Genomic DNA, 19,120 nt, shown 5'->3' on the forward strand with positions numbered 1-19,120 from the left:
CTGCGGTCAGCGTCGTCTTGCCGTGGTCAACGTGGCCAATCGTGCCAATGTTGACGTGCGGTTTTGTACGCTCAAACTTTTCCTTTGCCATGATGGCCTCCTTTTTCGGTAATGAAGGGAGCGTGATACCCACGCTCCCTCAAATCTTTGGTTATGCGTATTTCGCCTGGATCTCGTCCGAGATGTTCTGCGGAACCGGATCGTAGTGGTCGAACTGCATGGTGAACTGGGCACGGCCCGACGACATCGAACGCAGAGTGTTGATGTAGCCGAACATGTTCGCCAGCGGAACGAACGCGTCGATCGCGATCGCGTTGCCGCGCGGTTCCTGACCAGACACCTGGCCACGCCGCGAGGTCAGGTCGCCGATGATACCGCCGGTGTATTCTTCCGGGGTGATCACTTCCACCTTCATGATCGGTTCCAGCAGTTTCGCGCCAGCTTTGCGCATGCCTTCACGCATACACATACGGGCCGCGATTTCGAACGCCAGAACGCTCGAGTCAACGTCGTGGAACTTACCGTCCAGCAGAGCAACCTTGAAGTCGATCACAGGGAAGCCAGCCAGAGGGCCGCTGTCCATGACCGACTGGATGCCTTTTTCAACACCTGGGATGTATTCCTTCGGAACGGCACCACCAACGATGCGGCTTTCGAACGAGTAACCTTCGCCCGGCTCGGTCGGAGTGATCTCGAGTTTAACCTCACCGAACTGACCCGAACCACCCGACTGTTTCTTGTGGGTGTAGGTGTGCTCGACCGGCATCGAGATGGTTTCGCGATAGGCCACCTGAGGAGCACCGATGTTCGCCTCAACCTTGAACTCGCGCTTCAGACGGTCAACCAGGATGTCCAGGTGAAGTTCGCCCATGCCCTTCATGATGGTCTGACCGGATTCCAGGTCAGTTTCCACACGGAAGGACGGGTCTTCAGCGGCCAGACGGGCCAGACCCTGGGACATCTTCTCTTGGTCGCCCTTGGTTTTGGGCTCAACTGCGATCTCGATCACCGGATCAGGGAAGGTCATGGTTTCCAGAACCACCGGATCCTTCGCGTCACACAGAGTGTCACCGGTGGTGGTGTCTTTCAGACCCGCCAGCGCGATAATGTCTCCTGCAAACGCTTCTTCGATCTCTTCCCGGTTGTTGGAGTGCATCATCATCATACGACCGATGCGCTCTTTTTTACCTTTGGTCGAGTTCAGGATCGAGTCACCCTTGTTCATGGTGCCCGAGTAGATCCGGGTGAAGGTCAGCGAGCCAACAAAGGGGTCGTTCATGATTTTGAACGCCAGACCCGAGAAGGCCATTTCGTCGTCTGCACGACGGGCGATGTCACGAACTTCTTCCTCGTCGCCGGGTTTGAAGCCCATGTAATCAACAACGTCCAGCGGGCTGGGCAGATAATCGATCACAGCGTTGAGCAGCGGCTGAACGCCTTTGTTCTTGAACGCCGAACCACCCAGAACCGGAACGAACGCGATGTCCAGCGTACCTTTGCGCAGCAGGGCGCGCAGGGTCGGAACGTCGGGCTCATTGCCTTCCAGGTATTCCATCATCGCGTCGTCGTCCATTTCGACGGCCGCTTCGATCATCTTGCCGCGCCATTCGTCAGCCATGTCTTTCAGGCTGTCGCGGATCGGAGCTTTGATCCAGCTTGCGCCCAGATCTTCACCCTGCCACAACCACTCTTCCATGGTGACCAGGTCGATCAGACCTTCCAGCTCGGACTCGGCGCCGATCGGAATACCAACCGGAACAGCGCGTGCGCCGGTGCGGTCTTCGATCATGCGAACGCAGTTGAAGAAGTCTGCGCCAATCTTGTCCATTTTGTTGACGAAAACCATACGCGGAACCTTGTAGCGGTCAGCCTGACGCCACACGGTTTCGGTCTGGGGCTCAACACCGGCGTTTGCGTCCAGAACGCAGACGGCACCGTCGAGAACCGCCAGCGAGCGTTCAACTTCAATGGTGAAGTCAACGTGGCCGGGGGTGTCGATGATGTTCAGGCGGTGCTTGGGGGTATCGGCGGTTTGACCGTCCTCGGTGCGCTCCCAGAAAGTGGTGGTCGCAGCCGAAGTGATGGTGATGCCGCGTTCCTGCTCCTGCTCCATCCAGTCCATGGTGGCTGCACCATCGTGCACCTCACCGATGTTGTGGGATTTACCAGTGTAATACAGGATACGCTCCGAGCAGGTGGTCTTACCTGCATCGATGTGCGCCATGATACCGAAGTTACGGTATAGTTCGAGCGGATATTCGCGTGCCATTTTTGATAAGCCTCTGAATTACCAACGGTAGTGGCTGAAGGCTTTGTTCGCCTCGGCCATCTTGTGGGTGTCTTCGCGCTTCTTCACGGCGGTACCGCGGGACTGTACAGCGTCCAGCAGTTCGCCGGCGAGGCGTTCTTCCATGGTGTTTTCGTTGCGGCCACGCGCAGCAGTGATCAGCCAACGGATGGCCAGTGCTTCGCGGCGCTCGGGGCGCACTTCGACCGGAACCTGATAGGTTGCACCACCAACCCGGCGCGAGCGAACCTCGACCGACGGTTTGATGTTGTCGAGCGCTTCGTGGAACACTTCGACCGGTGCGCGCTTGATTTTGTTCTCAACGCGGTCAAAGGCGTTGTAAACGATGCGCTCTGCGACCGACTTCTTGCCGTCGATCATCAGGTTGTTCATGAATTTGGTCAGTACCTTGTCGCCAAATTTGGCGTCGGGCAGGACTTCGCGTTTTTCGGCGGCGTGACGACGTGACATATCAGCCTCTCCTTCTTACTTGGGACGCTTCGCGCCGTATTTCGAACGACGTTGCTTACGATCTTTGACGCCCTGAGTATCCAGAACACCGCGCAGGATGTGGTAACGCACACCGGGAAGGTCTTTTACACGGCCGCCACGGATCAGAACAACCGAGTGTTCCTGCAGGTTGTGGCTTTCACCGGGGATGTACGAGATGACCTCGAACCCGTTGGTCAGGCGCACCTTGGCAACCTTACGCATAGCCGAGTTCGGCTTTTTCGGTGTGGTGGTATACACACGGGTGCAGACGCCGCGTTTCTGCGGGCACTGCTCCAGGTGCATGGACTTCGAGCGTTTTACTTTGGGCTGCCGCGGCTTGCGGATCAGCTGTTGAATAGTTGGCATTCCGGTTTCTTCCCCGTTTTGCAACACACATGACATGCACGCGCATTGCGTGCGGTTAAACTTGCTGCACTTATGCGTCCACAAGCGCAAAACCCGCGAGCGTTCCCATTCCGAGGTGAACGTCGCGGTTTGTTATCAGAGGACGCGAACTGCAAAATTGTCCGGGTCTTGACCAGTTCATTACTGAAATCGGTTTTGGGGCGGCCCCCGGTACCGAGATGACGCGCGTAATAGGGGGAGTCGGCCCAAGTGTCAACAGCACTTACCCCAGCGCGAAAATCTGGGCACCAAACTGGCCGGATTGCGCTGTGATATCAACGATTGCGAGCACGGGCCAGCCTCTTCTGGCGTTGCGGGTGCAGGCATAGCCCGGCATAGTGCGCGCAGACCTCTTAGCTATGGATGACAGATGCAGGTTATCGGCCTTTGCCGCTTTTCCTTTCCGGCCCTTGGCAGCTTTCAGACCGAACATGAAACCCTGGATGATCGGCGTCGTCACCTCTACAGCCCTGCCCGTCTGGAAGAGAGGTTCCGACTGTTCGAGTCCTCGACCTTGCCCTGTTTTCGCGAACACACCGACGAGGATTTCGAGCTGCTGGTGGTGATCGGAGACTGCCTGCCCAAAGACGCCTATGGCAGGCTGCACGACCTGACAGCAGATGTGAAACAGGTCCGGATCGTTGAGGAATCGCCTCGGGTCGACAAATCACATCGCCACATCATGAAGGATATCCTGAACGCGGCCCGAAAAGACCCGGATAAGCCTTGCATCCAATTCCGCCATGACGATGACGACGCCGTGTCGGTGGATTTCGTTGAGCGTCTGCGCGAAGCCGCCAAAGACAGCAAAGGCCTGATGGAGCGTAGCACCATTGTCGGCATTGATTTCAATCAGGGCTTCTTTGCCCGTCTCAACGCCGATGGGATCACGGCGAAACCGACGCATAAACCGCTTTTGGGCGTGGGTCTTGGAATGCATATCGCAGGTGGTTGCAAACAGACGATCATCAGCTTTACCCATCATCGCATGGGCCGCTTCATGCCCATCGTCAGCTATACCGATGCACCAATGTGGGTGCGTTCGCTCAACGGGTTCAACGACTCACGCGGGGCGCGCAACTATGACCGCGAACTCTCGGCCCTCACCCCCGAGCTTGAGGGAGAGTTCATCGCCCGTTTTGCCATTGATCAGAGCATCGTCCGGCAGGTTCACGGCGCGCCCTGAGTGGTCCTTTCGCGGAACAGGGTAAACAAGCCAGCCGCGACAACCAGCCCGGCGCCGAACAAGGTCACCGCATCGGGCCATTCGCCAAACACAACCCAGCCCAGCCCCAAGGCCCAAATCAGGCTGGAGTATCGGAAAGGGGCGATAAACCCAACCTCGCCTTCTCGCATCACCATCACGCTGCATAGATATCCGATCAGGACAAATACAGCCGCCGAGGCCACCAGAACAGCATTGCCGCCGGACAGGTTGACCCAGCCCTCAAACGTCGACACCAGCCCTGCGGCAACAGAGATCGACAGAGAGGTGGCCAGGGTCACCACCAGTGATGGAACTTGCGGCGACATGCGCCGGGTGATCAGGTCTCGGATCGTCACCGAGACCACAGCCAGCAACGCATAGATCGCATAGACGCTGAACCCGTCCGGCCCGGGCCGTACGATCAGCAACATGCCCATGAACCCGACGACAATCGCCATAATGCGCCGCCAGCCGATATGTTCCGAGAAGAACAGGACCGCCCCCAGCGTCACGGTCAACGGCAACACCTGAAGAACCGCCGTCACATTCGCCAACGGCATGTTCTTGAGCGCGGTCAGGAAGAAAAACGTCGCGGAAAGCTCGGCAACACAGCGAATAGAAACTAGCCATTTGTCATGCCGCGAAAAATTCAGATGCAACGCCCCAAGATGGCGCGCCAACCCGTAAACAAGCAGAGTCGCCAAAGCTCCCCGGATCGCAACTAATTGAAACAAGGGCAATTCTCGCAGCGCGATTTTGACCAGCGTGTCATTCACTGTAAATGCGGCCATGCTGGCCATCATCAGCAGCGCGCCTTTAACATTCGGACTCATTCAAACAATACTCGGCCTTCAATCAATGGCGGTATTCACGCTTCAATCTGGCGCAAAGTCAATTCGCGCGTCTCAATCCTAAAATTTTTTCACGAAGAGCAACTGTAACCGGCTGTTTTCCAGTCGCTTCAGTCCGTCATATGGGCTGATGGCGTCGATTTGGAGATCGCGATCTCCTCATCCGTCATCTCTTCCTCCACCCCTTCGAACAACGGGGTCGAAAGATACCGTTCACCGGTATCTGGAAGCATCACCAGCATCACCGATCCGTCCGGCGCGGTCTCAACCAGTTTCATCGCCACCGCAAATGTGGACCCGCCCGATATGCCGGTGAAAATCCCCTCTTCCGCAGCCAAACGGCGCGACCAGGCAATACCGTCTGCGCCGGGCACAGGGATCAACTCATCATAGAAGCCGTTGTCTATGGCCTCCTGCAGGACCCAAGGAATGAAATCAGGCGTCCAGCCTTGGATCGGATGCGGCTCGAAGTTCGGATGGCTTTCGGTCGGCTGATGCGTGTCGTTGCGGGTGTTGACATAGCCCGAAGAGACAATGGCCGCATTCGCAGGCTCTGTCAGGATAATCTTCGTCTCCGGGCGTTCTTTTCTCAGAACCCGCGCCACGCCAGAGACGGTTCCACCGGTGCCATAACCCGTCACCCAATAGTCGAGCTTCTGCCCGTCGAAATCCGCCAGAATTTCTCGCGCGGTGGTGTTTTCATGAATGTCGGCATTTGCCGCGGTTTCAAACTGACTGGCGAGGAACCAGCCATTCTGCTCGGCCAGCTCCTTGGCTTTGGTATACATGCCGAACCCTTTCTGGGCGCGCGGAGTCAGGACAACCTTGGCCCCCAGGAACCGCATCAGCTTGCGCCGCTCGACCGAAAAACTGTCGGCCATGGTCACAACTAGAGGATAGCCCTTGGCCGCACAGACCATCGCCAATCCGATCCCGGTATTGCCCGAGGTTGCCTCAACAACCGTCTGCCCCGGTTTCAGCCGACCGTCCCGCTCGGCCGCTTCGATGATGTTCAACGCCAGACGGTCCTTCACGGAACTGGCCGGATTGAACGCTTCGAACTTCACGTAAACCGTCACGTTTGAGGGCGCGATTCTGTTGATGCGCACGCAGGGCGTGTCTCCGACAGTGTCCAGAATGCTGTCATACAGGCGCTTGCGCCCTTGCGTTTGCCGGGTTGTCATGGCGGCCCCCTCCTCTGCTTTGCGCAACCATGCCACAAACCGGTTCACATTGATAATTTTCTTTGCGAAGGCGCGCTTCGGGGGTGCAAACAAAAAAAGGCCCCGCGAAATCGCAGGGCCTTTTCTACTATTGTGGTCCGAGGGTTACTCGCGGCTTTCCGGTGTTTCCACCAGAACATCCAGCTCATCCCCGACCATGTCGTCGTCAAAGCTAGGCGCGGCCAGAGCAGCGGCTGCTTCGGCCTCTTCCCGGCGGGCTTCGATGACCACGTTATCACGCGACTGCGCGATGTGGCGAACGGCCTGCGTGGCCCCACCGGTACCGGCGGGGATCAGGCGACCGACGATGACGTTCTCTTTCAGGCCAACCAGCTTGTCTTTCTTGCCCTGAACCGAAGCTTCGGTCAGCACGCGGGTGGTTTCCTGGAACGACGCCGCCGAGATGAACGAACGCGTTTGCAGCGAGGCTTTGGTGATCCCCAGAAGGATCGGCTCGCCCTGTGCCGGACGACCACCGCGGGCGATGGTCTTCTCGTTGGCCGCGTCGAACTCCTGCTTGTCGACATGCTCGCCTTTCAGCAGGGTGGTGTCGCCTGAATCCAGGATCTCCCACTTCTGCAGCATCTGGCGCACGATGACCTCGATGTGCTTGTCGTTGATCTTCACGCCTTGCAGACGATACACGTCCTGCACCTCGTCGATCATGTAATCCGCCAGCGCTTCGACACCCATGATGGACAAGATGTCATGTGGAGCCGGGTTACCGTCCATCAGGTATTCACCCTTCTGGATGAAGTCCCCTTCGGCGACCGGGATGTGCTTGCCCTTGGGCACCATGTACTCGATGGTCTCCATGGACTCGTCAGCCGGTTCGATGCTGATGCGGCGCTTGTTCTTGTAGTCGCGACCGAAGCGCACGTAACCATCGGCTTCTGCGATGATCGCGTGATCTTTCGGACGACGCGCTTCGAACAGTTCGGCCACACGCGGCAGACCACCGGTGATGTCCTTGGTCTTGGCACCTTCACGCGGGATACGCGCGACAACGTCACCGGCTTCGACCTTCTGACCGTCTTCGACCGACAGGATCGCATCCACCGACATCGGATAGTGAACCGGGTTGCCCGCATCGTTGCGGACCGGCTCGCCATCTTCGCCGACCAGAATGATCTCGGGCTTGAGGTCGCTGCCTTTGGGGGCCGCGCGCCAGTCGATCACGATCTTCTGGGTCATGCCGGTTGCTTCGTCGGTCTCGTCGCGGACAGCAAGGCCCGAAACCAGGTCAACGTATTTCGCAGTACCGGCTTTTTCGGCGATGATCGGCAGGGTGTAGGGATCCCATTCGAACAGCTTGTCGCCACGGGCCACCTTGGTGCCGTCCTTGACGAACAGCTTGGAGCCATAGCCCAGCTTGAAGCTGGCCCGCTCTTCGCCGTGTTCGTCGTTGATCACCAGCTTCATGTTCCGGCCCATGACCAGGCTTTCACCTGCGGCATTGACCAGGATCTGCGGGTTCTCGAACGCAACAACGCCTTCCTGGTTGGCTTCCTGGAACGACTGCTGACCACCTTGCGCAACACCACCAATGTGGAAGGTCCGCATGGTCAGCTGTGTACCGGGCTCACCGATGGACTGCGCGGCGATGATGCCGACGGCTTCACCTGTGTTCACCATGGTACCACGCGCAAGGTCACGACCGTAGCAGGTTGCACAGACGCCTTCCTCGGACTCACAGGTCAGAGGCGAGCGGATGCGCATCGACGCAACCCCGGCTTCGTCGATGGTGTCTGCCATGCGCTCGTCGATCAACTGGCCTGCGGCCACGATCACCTCATCGGTGCCCGGGCGCAGAACATCGTCAGCCGCCACACGGCCCAGCACACGTTCGGCCAGCGAGGCAACAACCTCACCGTCGTTAACGGCGGCTTCGGCAGTAATCGCACGCTCGGTGCCGCAGTCGATCTCACGAACGATGCAGTCTTGTGCCACGTCCACCAGACGACGGGTCAGGTAACCCGAGTTCGCCGTCTTCAGAGCGGTATCCGACAGACCCTTACGGGCACCGTGGGTCGAGTTGAAGTACTCGAGAACGGTCAGACCTTCTTTAAAGTTCGAGATGATCGGCGTTTCGATGATGTCACCGTTCGGCTTGGCCATCAGGCCGCGCATACCGCCCAGCTGTTTCATCTGAGTGACCGAGCCACGCGCACCGGAGTGGGCCATCATGTAGACCGAGTTCGGTTCCTGCTCGGAGCCATCCTCTGCCCGATCCGACGACGAGATCGTCGACATCATAGCCTCGGTGACGCGGTCGTTACACTTCGACCAGGCATCGACAACTTTGTTGTACTTTTCGCCCTGAGTGATCAGGCCGTCCATGTACTGCTGTTCAAAGTCCTTCACCTGACCGCGGGTGTCATCAACGATGCCCCACTTGTCACCCGGAATGACCATGTCGTCCTTACCGAACGAGATGCCCGCCTTGAACGCTTCTTTGAAGCCCATCGACATAATCTGGTCACAGAAGATAACCGACTCTTTCTGACCACAATAGCGGTAGACGGTGTCGATCACCTGCTGCACTTCTTTCTTCCGCAGCAGGCGGTTGACCAGCTCGAACGGCGCTTTGTTGTTCATCGGCAGCAGAGCACCCAGACGCAGACGGCCCGGAGTGGTTTCATAACGCTTCTGAACTTCGTTGCCTTCGTCGTCGATCTGCGTGATCCGCGCGGTGATTTTCGAGTGCAGGTGCACTTCACCGGCGTCCAGCGCGTGCTGAACTTCTTCGATCGAACCAAAGACCTTGCCTTCGCCCGGCATGCCTTCGCGTTCCAGAGTCACATAGTAGAGACCCAGGATCATATCCTGCGACGGAACGATGATCGGCGCGCCGTTTGCAGGCGACAGAACGTTGTTCGTCGACATCATCAGAACACGCGCTTCCAGCTGCGCCTCGAGGCTCAGCGGGACGTGAACGGCCATCTGGTCGCCGTCGAAATCGGCGTTAAAGGCCGAACAGACCAGCGGGTGCAGCTGGATGGCTTTACCTTCGATCAGGACCGGCTCGAACGCCTGAATGCCAAGACGGTGCAGCGTCGGCGCACGGTTCAGCATGACAGGGTGTTCGCGGATCACCTCGTCGAGGATATCCCAAACTTCGGGACGTTCTTTCTCGACCAGTTTCTTCGCCTGTTTCACGGTCGAAGACAGACCCTTGGCTTCAAGACGCGAGTAGATGAACGGCTTGAACAGTTCCAGCGCCATCTTCTTGGGCAGACCACACTGGTGCAGCTTGAGTTCCGGACCGGTCACGATGACCGAACGGCCCGAGAAGTCGACGCGTTTCCCCAGAAGGTTCTGACGGAAGCGACCCTGCTTACCCTTTAGCATGTCCGACAGCGATTTCAGCGGACGCTTGTTGGCGCCGGTGATCACGCGGCCACGACGGCCGTTGTCGAACAGAGCATCCACGGATTCCTGCAGCATCCGCTTTTCGTTGCGGACGATGATGTCAGGCGCGCGCAGTTCAATCAGACGCTTCAGACGGTTGTTCCGGTTGATGACGCGGCGATACAGATCGTTCAGATCCGAAGTCGCGAAACGGCCGCCATCCAGCGGAACCAGCGGACGCAGTTCCGGCGGAATGACCGGGATCACGGTCATCACCATCCACTCGGGCCGGTTGCCCGACTCGAGGAAGGATTCGACAACCTTCAGACGCTTGATGATCTTCTTGGGCTTCAGTTCGCCGGTTGCTTCGGCCAGATCAGCACGCAGCTGCTCGGCTTCGGCTTCCAGATCGATCTGGGCCAGCATCTCGCGGATGGCTTCAGCACCGATATTCGCGGTGAACGCGTCCATGCCATAGGCATCCTGCGCATCCATGTACTCTTCTTCGGTCAACATCTGGCCGTAGGTCAGGTCAGTCAGACCGGGCTCGATGACGACGTAGTTTTCAAAGTACAGAACGCGTTCCAGATCGCGCAGCGTCATGTCCAGCATCAGACCGATGCGGGACGGCAGCGATTTCAGGAACCAGATATGTGCGACGGGCGCGGCCAGTTCGATATGGCCCATGCGCTCGCGGCGGACTTTCTGCAGGGTGACTTCCACACCGCATTTCTCGCAGACAACGCCGCGATACTTCATCCGCTTATATTTGCCGCACAGACATTCGTAGTCTTTGATCGGGCCAAAGATACGTGCGCAGAACAGACCGTCACGCTCGGGCTTGAACGTCCGGTAGTTGATAGTTTCGGGTTTCTTGATCTCGCCATAGGACCAAGACAGGATCCGCTCGGGCGACGCCAACGAGACCTTGATCTCGTCGAATACCTTCGGGGGCGTCAGCGGGTTGAACGGGTTGTTGGTGATTTCCTGGTTCATTTGTTACCTCAAATCTTGCGGAAGGGGGGACGGGAGGAAGGGCAGCGCCCTTACTCCTCAACCTCCGCATCCAGGAGTTCCATATTCAGGCCGAGGCCACGGACTTCTTTAACCAGAACGTTGAACGATTCCGGTACGCCCGCTTCAAAGTTATCCTCGCCCTTGACGATCGACTCATAGACCTTGGTCCGGCCGGCGACGTCATCCGATTTCACGGTGAGCATCTCCTGCAGGGTGTAGGCGGCGCCGTAAGCTTCCAGAGCCCAGACCTCCATCTCACCAAAGCGCTGACCACCGAACTGCGCCTTACCACCCAGCGGCTGCTGGGTAACCAGGCTGTACGGCCCAGTCGAACGCGCGTGGATCTTGTCGTCCACCAGGTGGTGCAGTTTCAGCAGGTACTTGATGCCCACGGTCACCGGACGTGCGAATTGCTCACCGGTACGACCGTCGAACAGAACCGACTGACCGCTTTCCGAGAAGCCCGCGCGCACCAGCGCGTCGTTGACGTCTGCTTCTTTGGCACCGTCGAAGACCGGGGTCGCGATCGGAACACCGCGGGTCACGTTGCCCGCAGCCTCGATCAGGCCATCCTCGTCCAGGCCGGTGATGCCTTCTTCGTAGACATCTTCGCCATAGGCCAGCTTCATCGCTTCGCGCACAGGGGTCAGGTCGCCGGAGCGGCGGTATTCACCCAGAGCGTCGTCGATGTTCAGACCCAGACCGCGTGCGGCCCAACCCATGTGGGTTTCAAGAATCTGACCAACGTTCATACGCGAAGGCACACCAAGCGGGTTCAGACAGAAGTCAACCGGAGTACCATCGGCCAGGAACGGCATGTCTTCCATCGGAACAACCTTGGAGATCACACCTTTGTTCCCGTGACGACCGGCCATCTTGTCGCCCGGCTGCAGCTTACGCTTCACGGCGATGAAGACTTTGACCATCTTCATCACACCCGGCGGCAGGTCGTCGCCACGACGGACTTTCTCGACCTTGTCTTCGAAACGGGCGTCCAGAGCACGCTTCTGCACTTCGTACTGCTCGTTCAGAGCCTCAACGATCTGTGCGTCCTGCTCACCTTCCAGCGCCAGCTGCCACCACTGACCACGGGTCAGGGTTTCCAGCAGTTCCTCGGTGATCACCGACCCTGCCTTAACGCCTTTCGGGCCTTTGACAGCGGTTTTACCCAGGATCAGGCCTTGCAGACGCGCATAGATGTTGCGGTCCAGGATCGCCAGCTCGTCGTCCCGGTCACGGGCCAGACGTTCGACTTCCTCACGCTCGATCTGCAGCGCACGCTCGTCTTTCTCGACGCCGTGACGGTTGAAGACGCGGACCTCAACGACCGTCCCGTAATCACCCGGCTTCACGCGCAGCGAGGTGTCGCGCACGTCAGACGCTTTTTCACCAAAGATGGCGCGTAGCAGCTTTTCTTCCGGGGTCATCGGGCTTTCGCCCTTCGGAGTGATCTTGCCGACCAGAATGTCGCCCGGCTCAACATCCGCACCGATGTAAACGATGCCCGCCTCGTCGAGGTTGCGCAGCGCTTCTTCACCGACGTTCGGAATGTCGCGGGTGATCTCTTCCGGGCCCAGCTTGGTGTCACGGGCGGCGACTTCAAACTCCTCGATATGGACCGAGGTAAAGACGTCATCACGCGCGATACGTTCCGAGATCAGGATCGAGTCTTCGTAGTTGTAACCGTTCCACGGCATGAACGCGACGACCACGTTCTTACCAAGGGCCAGTTCACCCATATCGGTCGACGGACCATCAGCAATGACCTCGCCCTTCTGGACGGTGTCACCCACCTTGATCAGCGGACGCTGGTTGATGCAGGTGTTCTGGTTCGAACGCTGGAATTTACGCAGACGATAGATGTCAACGCCAGCGTCGCCCAGTTCCAGATCCTCAGTCGCGCGGATAACGATACGCTGGGCATCGACCTGGTCGATGATACCAGCGCGTTTCGCCTGAATCGCAGCGCCCGAGTCGATCGCGACCTTTTCCTCGATCCCGGTACCGACCAGCGGCGCTTCGGCGCGCAGCAGCGGAACCGCCTGACGTTGCATGTTCGAGCCCATCAGAGCGCGGTTGGCGTCGTCATTTTCAAGGAACGGGATCAGCGATGCGGCGACCGAGACCAGCTGTTTCGGCGACACGTCGATCAGGTCCACGTTCTCGCGCGGGGCGAGGGTGTAGTCACCAGCCTGACGGGTCGAGACCAGATCGTTGATGAACTTGCCATCAGCATCCAGCGTCGCGTTCGCCTGCGCCACGGTGTGACGCATTTCCTCGGTCGCGGACATGTAGTGAACCTCATCGGTCACCTCGGCGTCTTTGACGACGCGGTACGGTGTTTCGATGAAGCCATACTTGTTCACGCGGGCAAAGGTGGCCAGCGAGTTGATCAGACCGATGTTCGGACCTTCCGGCGTTTCAATCGGGCACATCCGGCCATAGTGGGTCGGGTGTACGTCGCGCACCTCAAAGCCCGCACGCTCACGTGTCAGACCACCGGGGCCAAGCGCCGAGAGGCGGCGTTTGTGGGTGACTTCCGACAGCGGGTTGGTCTGGTCCATGAACTGCGACAGCTGCGACGAGCCGAAGAATTCGCGAACAGCAGCCGCAGCGGGTTTCGCGTTGATCAAGTCCTGAGGCATGACGGTGTCGATCTCGACCGACGACATACGCTCTTTGATCGCGCGCTCCATACGCAGCAGGCCAACGCGGTACTGGTTTTCCATCAACTCGCCGACCGAACGCACACGACGGTTGCCGAGGTGGTCGATATCGTCGATGTCACCTTTGCCGTCACGCAGTTCCACCAGCGCCTTGATGCAGGCCACGATGTCTTCGCGGCGCAGGGTACGCAGGGTGTCCGGCGCGTCTAGAGCCAGACGCATGTTCATCTTCACGCGGCCAACAGCGGACAGGTCATAGCGTTCGCTGTCGAAGAACAAGGTGTCGAACAGGGCCGACGCAGCTTCGACGGTGGGCGGCTCGCCCGGACGCATGACGCGGTAGATGTCCATGAGCGCGCTTTCGCGGTTCATGTTCTTGTCCTGCGCCATGGTGTTGCGCATGTATGGACCAACATTGACGTTGTCGATGTCCAGAACCGGAATGTCGGTGATGCCCGCGTCGATCAGCTCTTTCGCGGTGCCGCCGATCAGATCGCCGTCCTTGTCATATTCCAGCGTCAGTTCGTCACCGGCCTCGACATAGATCGCACCGGTTTCTTCGTTGATGATGTCCTTGGCGACATATTTGCCAACGATGTGATCGAACGGAACCAGCAGGTCGGTGACGGTGCCTTCGTCGATCAGTTTCTTGACTGCGCGCGGGGTAACTTTCTTGCCCGCTTCGGCAATCACTTCACCGGATTTGGCGTCAACCAGATCATAGGTCGGACGGGTGCCACGTACACGCTCGGGGAAGAACGGCGTGACCCAGCCCTTCTTCTTGTCCAGCTTGTAGGACACGGTGTTGTAATACGCGTCCATGATCGCTTCCTGATCCAGACCCAACGCATACAGCAGGGTTGTCACAGGCAGTTTGCGGCGACGGTCGATCCGGGCGAAGACGATGTCCTTGGCGTCGAACTCAAAGTCCAGCCAGCTGCCGCGATACGGGATGATGCGGCAGGCAAACAGCAACTTGCCCGAGGAATGGGTTTTGCCCTTGTCGTGGTCAAAGAACACACCGGGCGAACGGTGCATCTGGGACACGATCACACGCTCGGTGCCGTTCACGATGAACGTTCCGTTCGGTGTCATCAAGGGCATGTCGCCCATGAACACGTCCTGTTCTTTGATGTCTTTGACCGATTTCGCGCCGGTGTCCTCATCGACATCAAACACGATCAGACGCAGAGTGACCTTCAGCGGTGCGCTGTAGGTCATGTCGCGCTGCATGCACTCTTCGACGTCGTATTTCGGTTTTTCCAGATCGTATTTCACGAACTCCAGAACGGAGGTCTCGTTGAAATCCTTGATCGGGAAAACCGACTGGAACACACCGTTGATGCCTTCGCCGTCTGTGGGCAGTTCTGCATCGCCGGAGCGCAGGAAAAGATCATAAGAAGATTTCTGTACCTCAATGAGGTTCGGCATCTCCAGCACTTCGCGGATTTTGCCGTAATATTTACGAAGACGTTTCTGGCCAAGGAACGTTTGAGCCATGTCAGATGTCACCTTTCGATGTTCTCAGCGGGCAAAGACACCGTCGGGCCCCGGCATCTTGCACATTCGAGACGACACGCCCGGATCAATTCGTGGCCACCGTCCCGAAGGCGGCCTCCCGATCCGAAAACCGTGTCTTAGAAAACGCCCCACGAATTGAGGCCCTTTCTAAGACAGGTTCGGCTGGACCCGGATTTCTCCGGACCCAGCCAAATTTTTCGGCACATCAGCGATGCGCCAGAGACTAAGCTTAGGCCAGTTCGACTTCGGCGCCAGCTGCTTCCAGCTTGGCTTTGACGTCTTCTGCTTCTGCTTTGTCCACGCCTTCTTTGATCTTGCCGCCGGCTTCGACCAGTTCCTTGGCTTCTTTCAGGCCCAGGCCGGTGATGCCGCGAACTTCTTTGATGACGTTGATTTTCGATGCGCCGGCGTTCTTCAGAACGACGTCGAATTCGGTTTTTTCTTCCTCAGCTGCACCGCCGGCGTCGCCACCAGCAGCCATGACAACTGCGCCGCCTGCTGCGGGCTCGATGCCGTATTCGTCTTTGAGGATGGTTTTCAGTTCTTGTGCTTCCAGCAGGGTCAGACCCACGATGCTTTCTGCGAGTGCTTTCAGATCAGCCATTTTATCAGCTCTTTCCGTTTACAGTGTGTGTTCCAACGTCAGGGGGTATCCCATACGCAGATCATTCAGTGCCAACCGCTTACGCAGCTTCCGCCTTCTCTTCGATGGTGGAAAGGATGCTTGCGATGTTGCTTGCAGGTGCGCCAATTGCACCGGCGATGTTCGAAGCAGGCGCGCCAAGCATACCAGCGATCGTAGCAATAAGCTCTTCACGCGACGGCATTTTCGACACGGCTGTAACACCAGCCCGGTCCAGAGCGTTCTCGCCCATTGCACCGCCAAGGATTTCGAACTTTTGGTTCTCTTTGGCGAAGTCCTCGGCCACCTTGGCTGCTGCCACAGGGTCCTCGGAATAGGTCAGAACGGTCATCCCTGTCAGCAGGTCGGCCATGCTTTCACACGGCTTACCCTCAAGGGCGATTTTGGCGAGCCTGTTCTTGGCAACACGCACGGAGCCGCCCGCGTCACGAGCACGTGCGCGAAGGTCCTGCATCTCGGCAACTGTCAGACCGGCGTAGTGAGCAACCACTACGACGCCAGAGCTTTCGAAGATTTGGCCGAGTTCCTCGACCACTTTCTCTTTCTGGGCTCTATCCACAGTTCTCTCCAAGTTTGGGGCGATCACTCACCCCGGCTCATATTTGCCGAGGGGTTAACCCCGGCGTTCAGGTCCGTTGTTACGGGATTGGCCAAAATGCGCCCGAGGGCGGGACCCTCAGAATTCTTTGGTCTTACCCGTCTCAGGCAGGGAATTAAGGGGCCATATGGCACCACCCACCGTCTTGGACGAAACGAAATAAAGCGCACGACGAATCGCACGCTTTACTTCGCAGCCCTACTTAGGGCAGATGGAGGGGGTTTCCAAGGGGTAAATTGCCCCTATTTGCACTTGCGGCATCAGGTCCGAACCGCCCTTTGTATGCGGGGCGACCCGCAGAGCGGTCAATACACGCCAGCAATGTCATTGACAGTGGGTTTCAGCTACGGTCACCTCCGGTATGAATGCCCGAAAACACTCCGGGCTTGAGGCAAAATGACAGCGGTTACTCTGGAAGAATTCGACAAGGCCAGTGCCTACGCCCAAGAGTTGGCGCAGGACTGTCTGAGCACGCCCATCACACAGGTACGCTTTCACTGTCGATCCCACGCCTTCCCCGATACCCGTCTGGTGTGGAAGGTCGAAACCTCGAACCGCTCCTATGCGCTGAAGCTTGATACCTTGTCGCCGGAAACAGGTCGCCTGTGCAAAGAGTTCGACCTGCTGGAGCAACTGACCGACCACTTTAGGACGTCCAGAAACAACCGGGTCGTTCGTCCCGTCTACATCTCACCAAACGGCGCGTTCATGGTGACTGAGTTTGTCGAGCGCCCAACCGCGACCGATATCATCTACAATAGCGAAGACGACACCCAGGTGGCGCAAGTCTATCGACGGGCGGGGTCGTGGCTGCACGACCTGCACGGGGTTCAAAACGCCACGGACTACGCGTTTCGCCCGCGATGGATGATCGACAGCATACGCGAGCAGTCCACCCAAGTGCCCTCGCACGTCTCGGACATCGGCCAGCCCATGGTCGAGGAGTTTCTGGCCGAAGCCGCATCCTTGAAAAACCGCCCTGACCTGCGCGTGTTTTCCCATGGGGATTTTCACGGCCTGAACCTGATCATGGGCCAAGGCACCGCCATCGGGCTGGATTTCACTGAGGCCCGCGACAAGCTGGCCGCCTACGATATCGTCGACTTTCTGAAAGCGGATATCTTCCGAGACGGGGCGGACAAAGACGTCGACCGAAGCGGCGCTCTGACCCGCAACAAAGAGATGTTTTTCCGCCAGTATCGCCACCCGATCGACACACAGATTCTCGATTGCTGCCTGCGGGGCCGATTGCTGAAGGACTGGCTGCGCCTCTGGCAACCCGACATCACCTGCAGCGAGTTTGAACTGCGCAAACGAGAGCGGCTGCAAGCACGACTGAAACAGGCCTTTCGCTAGCGCATCAAAAAACCCGAGCAGCTTGCGCTACTCGGGATTCATGGATTGCTGCGTCTGCGTTAAGGCTTATTCGCCTGCTGCAGCCGCCACGTCCAGTGTCACACCCGGGCCCATGGTCGAGCTGAGTGCAATTTTCTTCATGTAGGTGCCTTTGGCGCCCGACGGCTTGGCTTTCGCAACAGCCGAGATGAAGGCACGGACGTTTTCAGCCAGCTTGGCTTCGTCGAAGGACGCTTTGCCCACGCCTGCGTGCACAACGCCACCTTTTTCAGCTTTGAATTGAACTTCACCACCTTTGGCTGCTTCCACGGCCGCTTTCACGTCCATGGTCACGGTGCCAACTTTGGGGTTCGGCATCAGGTTGCGCGGGCCCAGAACTTTACCCAGACGACCAACGATCGGCATCATGTCAGGGGTCGCGATGCAGCGATCGAATTCGATGGTGCCGCCCTGAATAGTTTCCATCAAGTCTTCTGCGCCAACGATGTCTGCGCCAGCTTCTTTCGCTTCGTCTGCCTTGGGGCCACGAGCGAATACAGCAACGCGCATCGCCTTACCGGTGCCGTTCGGCAGGCCAACAACGCCGCGAACCATCTGGTCTGCGTGACGGGTGTCAACGCCCAGGTTCATCGCGATTTCAATGGTCTCGTCGAATTTCGAGGTCGCGTTGCCTTTTACCAGGGCAACTGCTTCTTCAACCGACAGGTTTTCTTTGCCGGCGACAGCTTCGCGCGCAGCGCGGGTACGTTTACCGAGTTTTGCCATCTTACTTCACCTCGATGCCCATAGAGCGGGCCGAGCCCAGGATGATCTGCATTGCGCCTTCGACGTCGTTGGCGTTCAGATCTTTCATTTTGGCTTCGGCGATTTCGCGAACCTGCTTGGTGGTCACGGTGGCCACGGTCTCACGACCTGGGTTCTCCGCACCACGGGGGCGGTTACGCTTGCCAACCGGCTTCAGACCAGCTGCTTTTTTCAGGTAATAAGACGCGGGCGGCGTCTTGATGTCCATTGTGAAGGACTTGTCCTGATAGTAGGTGATCACGGTCGGGCAAGGAGCGCCTTGCTCCATGTCTGCGGTCTTGGCGTTGAACGCCTTGCAGAATTCCATGATGTTGATGCCGCGCTGACCCAGCGCCGGACCAACTGGAGGCGACGGGTTCGCCTGACCTGCAGGAACCTGCAGTTTCATTGTACCAGCAAGCTTCTTAGCCATTTGGTTTTCCTTTCAACGTAGGCAGGACGCGTCCCACCCGGTTTATGTTGCGTGGTCCGATCCGGGATCGCGATCCCTAAAACCTCCCACGAGAGAATCTCGCCCGAAGACGATAGAGGCGGCGTTTATAGGGGAATGAGTGGGTTGGCAAGGGCATTGCGAATACCCACTCACGTACATCCAAACCGAACTCACAGTAGGGAATTCCAGCATCGCGCCAAATCTACTTCTGATTGAAGATTGCTAATATCAAAACAAACCATTTGCAAAAGGCAGCTTTTGTTCCC

14 protein-coding genes are annotated in these 19,120 nt (G+C 58.1%); 2 read left to right on the forward strand and 12 right to left on the reverse strand.

What is annotated here, in order from left to right:
* The 4 genes from ACR0J4_RS22305 to rpsL all read right to left on the reverse strand — a co-directional run.
* On the reverse strand, positions 1-91 hold a 91-nt coding region (locus tag ACR0J4_RS22305), incomplete at its 3' end, for a GTP-binding protein (RefSeq protein ID WP_215675807.1).
* Positions 92-151: 60 nt separating this feature from the next.
* On the reverse strand, positions 152-2,269 hold the full coding sequence (gene fusA / locus ACR0J4_RS22310) for an elongation factor G (RefSeq protein WP_170375372.1): 2,118 nt from the start codon (positions 2,267-2,269) through the stop codon (positions 152-154).
* An 18-nt stretch (positions 2,270-2,287) separates the two neighbouring features.
* Positions 2,288-2,758 (reverse strand): 30S ribosomal protein S7, encoded by a 471-nt coding sequence (gene rpsG / locus ACR0J4_RS22315; protein WP_039529242.1) that lies wholly within the window; start codon positions 2,756-2,758, stop codon positions 2,288-2,290.
* A 15-nt stretch (positions 2,759-2,773) separates the two neighbouring features.
* Positions 2,774-3,145 carry a 30S ribosomal protein S12 gene (rpsL, locus tag ACR0J4_RS22320; protein ID WP_005621086.1) on the reverse strand — a complete coding sequence of 124 codons (372 nt, stop codon included), beginning with the start codon at positions 3,143-3,145 and terminating at the stop codon, positions 2,774-2,776.
* A 409-nt stretch (positions 3,146-3,554) separates the two neighbouring features.
* On the opposite strand from rpsL, the gene ACR0J4_RS22325 reads away from it, so the two are divergent.
* Complete coding sequence (locus ACR0J4_RS22325) at positions 3,555-4,370, forward strand: putative rhamnosyl transferase (protein ID WP_170552586.1); 816 nt, start codon at positions 3,555-3,557, stop codon at positions 4,368-4,370.
* Here ACR0J4_RS22325 and ACR0J4_RS22330 read toward each other — a convergent pair.
* The 6 genes from ACR0J4_RS22330 to rplJ all read right to left on the reverse strand — a co-directional run bounded on the left by ACR0J4_RS22330 (position 4,355) and on the right by rplJ (position 16,222).
* Positions 4,355-5,224 carry a DMT family transporter gene (locus ACR0J4_RS22330; RefSeq protein WP_170471239.1) on the reverse strand — a complete coding sequence of 290 codons (870 nt, stop codon included), beginning with the start codon at positions 5,222-5,224 and terminating at the stop codon, positions 4,355-4,357. The genes ACR0J4_RS22325 and ACR0J4_RS22330 overlap by 16 nt on opposite strands.
* A 128-nt stretch (positions 5,225-5,352) precedes the next feature.
* The gene (locus tag ACR0J4_RS22335; RefSeq protein WP_170552583.1) at positions 5,353-6,426 is read right to left on the reverse strand and encodes a pyridoxal-phosphate dependent enzyme; all 1,074 of its coding nucleotides are present in this window, start codon (positions 6,424-6,426) and stop codon (positions 5,353-5,355) included.
* Between the two features lie 144 nt (positions 6,427-6,570).
* Entirely contained in the window at positions 6,571-10,812 is a 4,242-nt protein-coding gene (gene rpoC, locus ACR0J4_RS22340) for a DNA-directed RNA polymerase subunit beta' (protein WP_170642689.1), read from the reverse strand.
* Positions 10,813-10,862: 50 nt separating this feature from the next.
* The gene (gene rpoB, locus ACR0J4_RS22345) at positions 10,863-14,999 is read right to left on the reverse strand and encodes a DNA-directed RNA polymerase subunit beta (RefSeq protein ID WP_170642688.1); all 4,137 of its coding nucleotides are present in this window, start codon (positions 14,997-14,999) and stop codon (positions 10,863-10,865) included.
* Positions 15,000-15,249: 250 nt separating this feature from the next.
* The gene (rplL, locus tag ACR0J4_RS22350; RefSeq protein WP_008204003.1) at positions 15,250-15,624 is read right to left on the reverse strand and encodes a 50S ribosomal protein L7/L12; all 375 of its coding nucleotides are present in this window, start codon (positions 15,622-15,624) and stop codon (positions 15,250-15,252) included.
* 79 nt (positions 15,625-15,703) lie between these two features.
* Positions 15,704-16,222 (reverse strand): 50S ribosomal protein L10, encoded by a 519-nt coding sequence (gene rplJ, locus ACR0J4_RS22355; RefSeq protein ID WP_170375385.1) that lies wholly within the window; start codon positions 16,220-16,222, stop codon positions 15,704-15,706.
* A gap of 435 nt (positions 16,223-16,657) precedes the next feature.
* Between rplJ and ACR0J4_RS22360 the strand changes: the two genes are divergently transcribed.
* On the forward strand, positions 16,658-17,617 hold the full coding sequence (locus ACR0J4_RS22360; RefSeq protein WP_170642687.1) for a phosphotransferase: 960 nt from the start codon (positions 16,658-16,660) through the stop codon (positions 17,615-17,617).
* Positions 17,618-17,683: 66 nt separating this feature from the next.
* Here the strand turns inward: ACR0J4_RS22360 and rplA are convergent, their stop codons facing one another.
* Entirely contained in the window at positions 17,684-18,382 is a 699-nt protein-coding gene (rplA, locus tag ACR0J4_RS22365) for a 50S ribosomal protein L1 (protein ID WP_170375389.1), read from the reverse strand.
* Between the two features lies 1 nt (position 18,383).
* A complete protein-coding gene (gene rplK / locus ACR0J4_RS22370) occupies positions 18,384-18,833 on the reverse strand; it encodes a 50S ribosomal protein L11 (protein WP_113791694.1) in 450 nt (149 codons plus the stop codon).
* Positions 18,834-19,120 lie beyond the last annotated feature (287 nt).

Source organism: Ruegeria sp. B10 (assembly GCF_056539825.1).

Excerpts from the sequence above, each read along its gene's own strand:
- fusA (WP_170375372.1), bottom strand. The coding sequence starts at position 2,269 with ATGGCACGCGAATATCCGCTCGAACTATACCGTAACTTCGGTATCATG.
- rpsG (WP_039529242.1), bottom strand. The coding sequence starts at position 2,758 with ATGTCACGTCGTCACGCCGCCGAAAAACGCGAAGTCCTGCCCGACGCC.
- rpsL (WP_005621086.1), bottom strand. The coding sequence starts at position 3,145 with ATGCCAACTATTCAACAGCTGATCCGCAAGCCGCGGCAGCCCAAAGTA.
- ACR0J4_RS22325 (WP_170552586.1), top strand. The coding sequence starts at position 3,555 with ATGCAGGTTATCGGCCTTTGCCGCTTTTCCTTTCCGGCCCTTGGCAGC.
- ACR0J4_RS22330 (WP_170471239.1), bottom strand. The coding sequence starts at position 5,224 with ATGAGTCCGAATGTTAAAGGCGCGCTGCTGATGATGGCCAGCATGGCC.
- ACR0J4_RS22335 (WP_170552583.1), bottom strand. The coding sequence starts at position 6,426 with ATGACAACCCGGCAAACGCAAGGGCGCAAGCGCCTGTATGACAGCATT.
- rpoC (WP_170642689.1), bottom strand. The coding sequence starts at position 10,812 with ATGAACCAGGAAATCACCAACAACCCGTTCAACCCGCTGACGCCCCCG.
- rpoB (WP_170642688.1), bottom strand. The coding sequence starts at position 14,999 with ATGGCTCAAACGTTCCTTGGCCAGAAACGTCTTCGTAAATATTACGGC.
- rplL (WP_008204003.1), bottom strand. The coding sequence starts at position 15,624 with ATGGCTGATCTGAAAGCACTCGCAGAAAGCATCGTGGGTCTGACCCTG.
- ACR0J4_RS22360 (WP_170642687.1), top strand. The coding sequence starts at position 16,658 with ATGACAGCGGTTACTCTGGAAGAATTCGACAAGGCCAGTGCCTACGCC.
- rplA (WP_170375389.1), bottom strand. The coding sequence starts at position 18,382 with ATGGCAAAACTCGGTAAACGTACCCGCGCTGCGCGCGAAGCTGTCGCC.
- rplK (WP_113791694.1), bottom strand. The coding sequence starts at position 18,833 with ATGGCTAAGAAGCTTGCTGGTACAATGAAACTGCAGGTTCCTGCAGGT.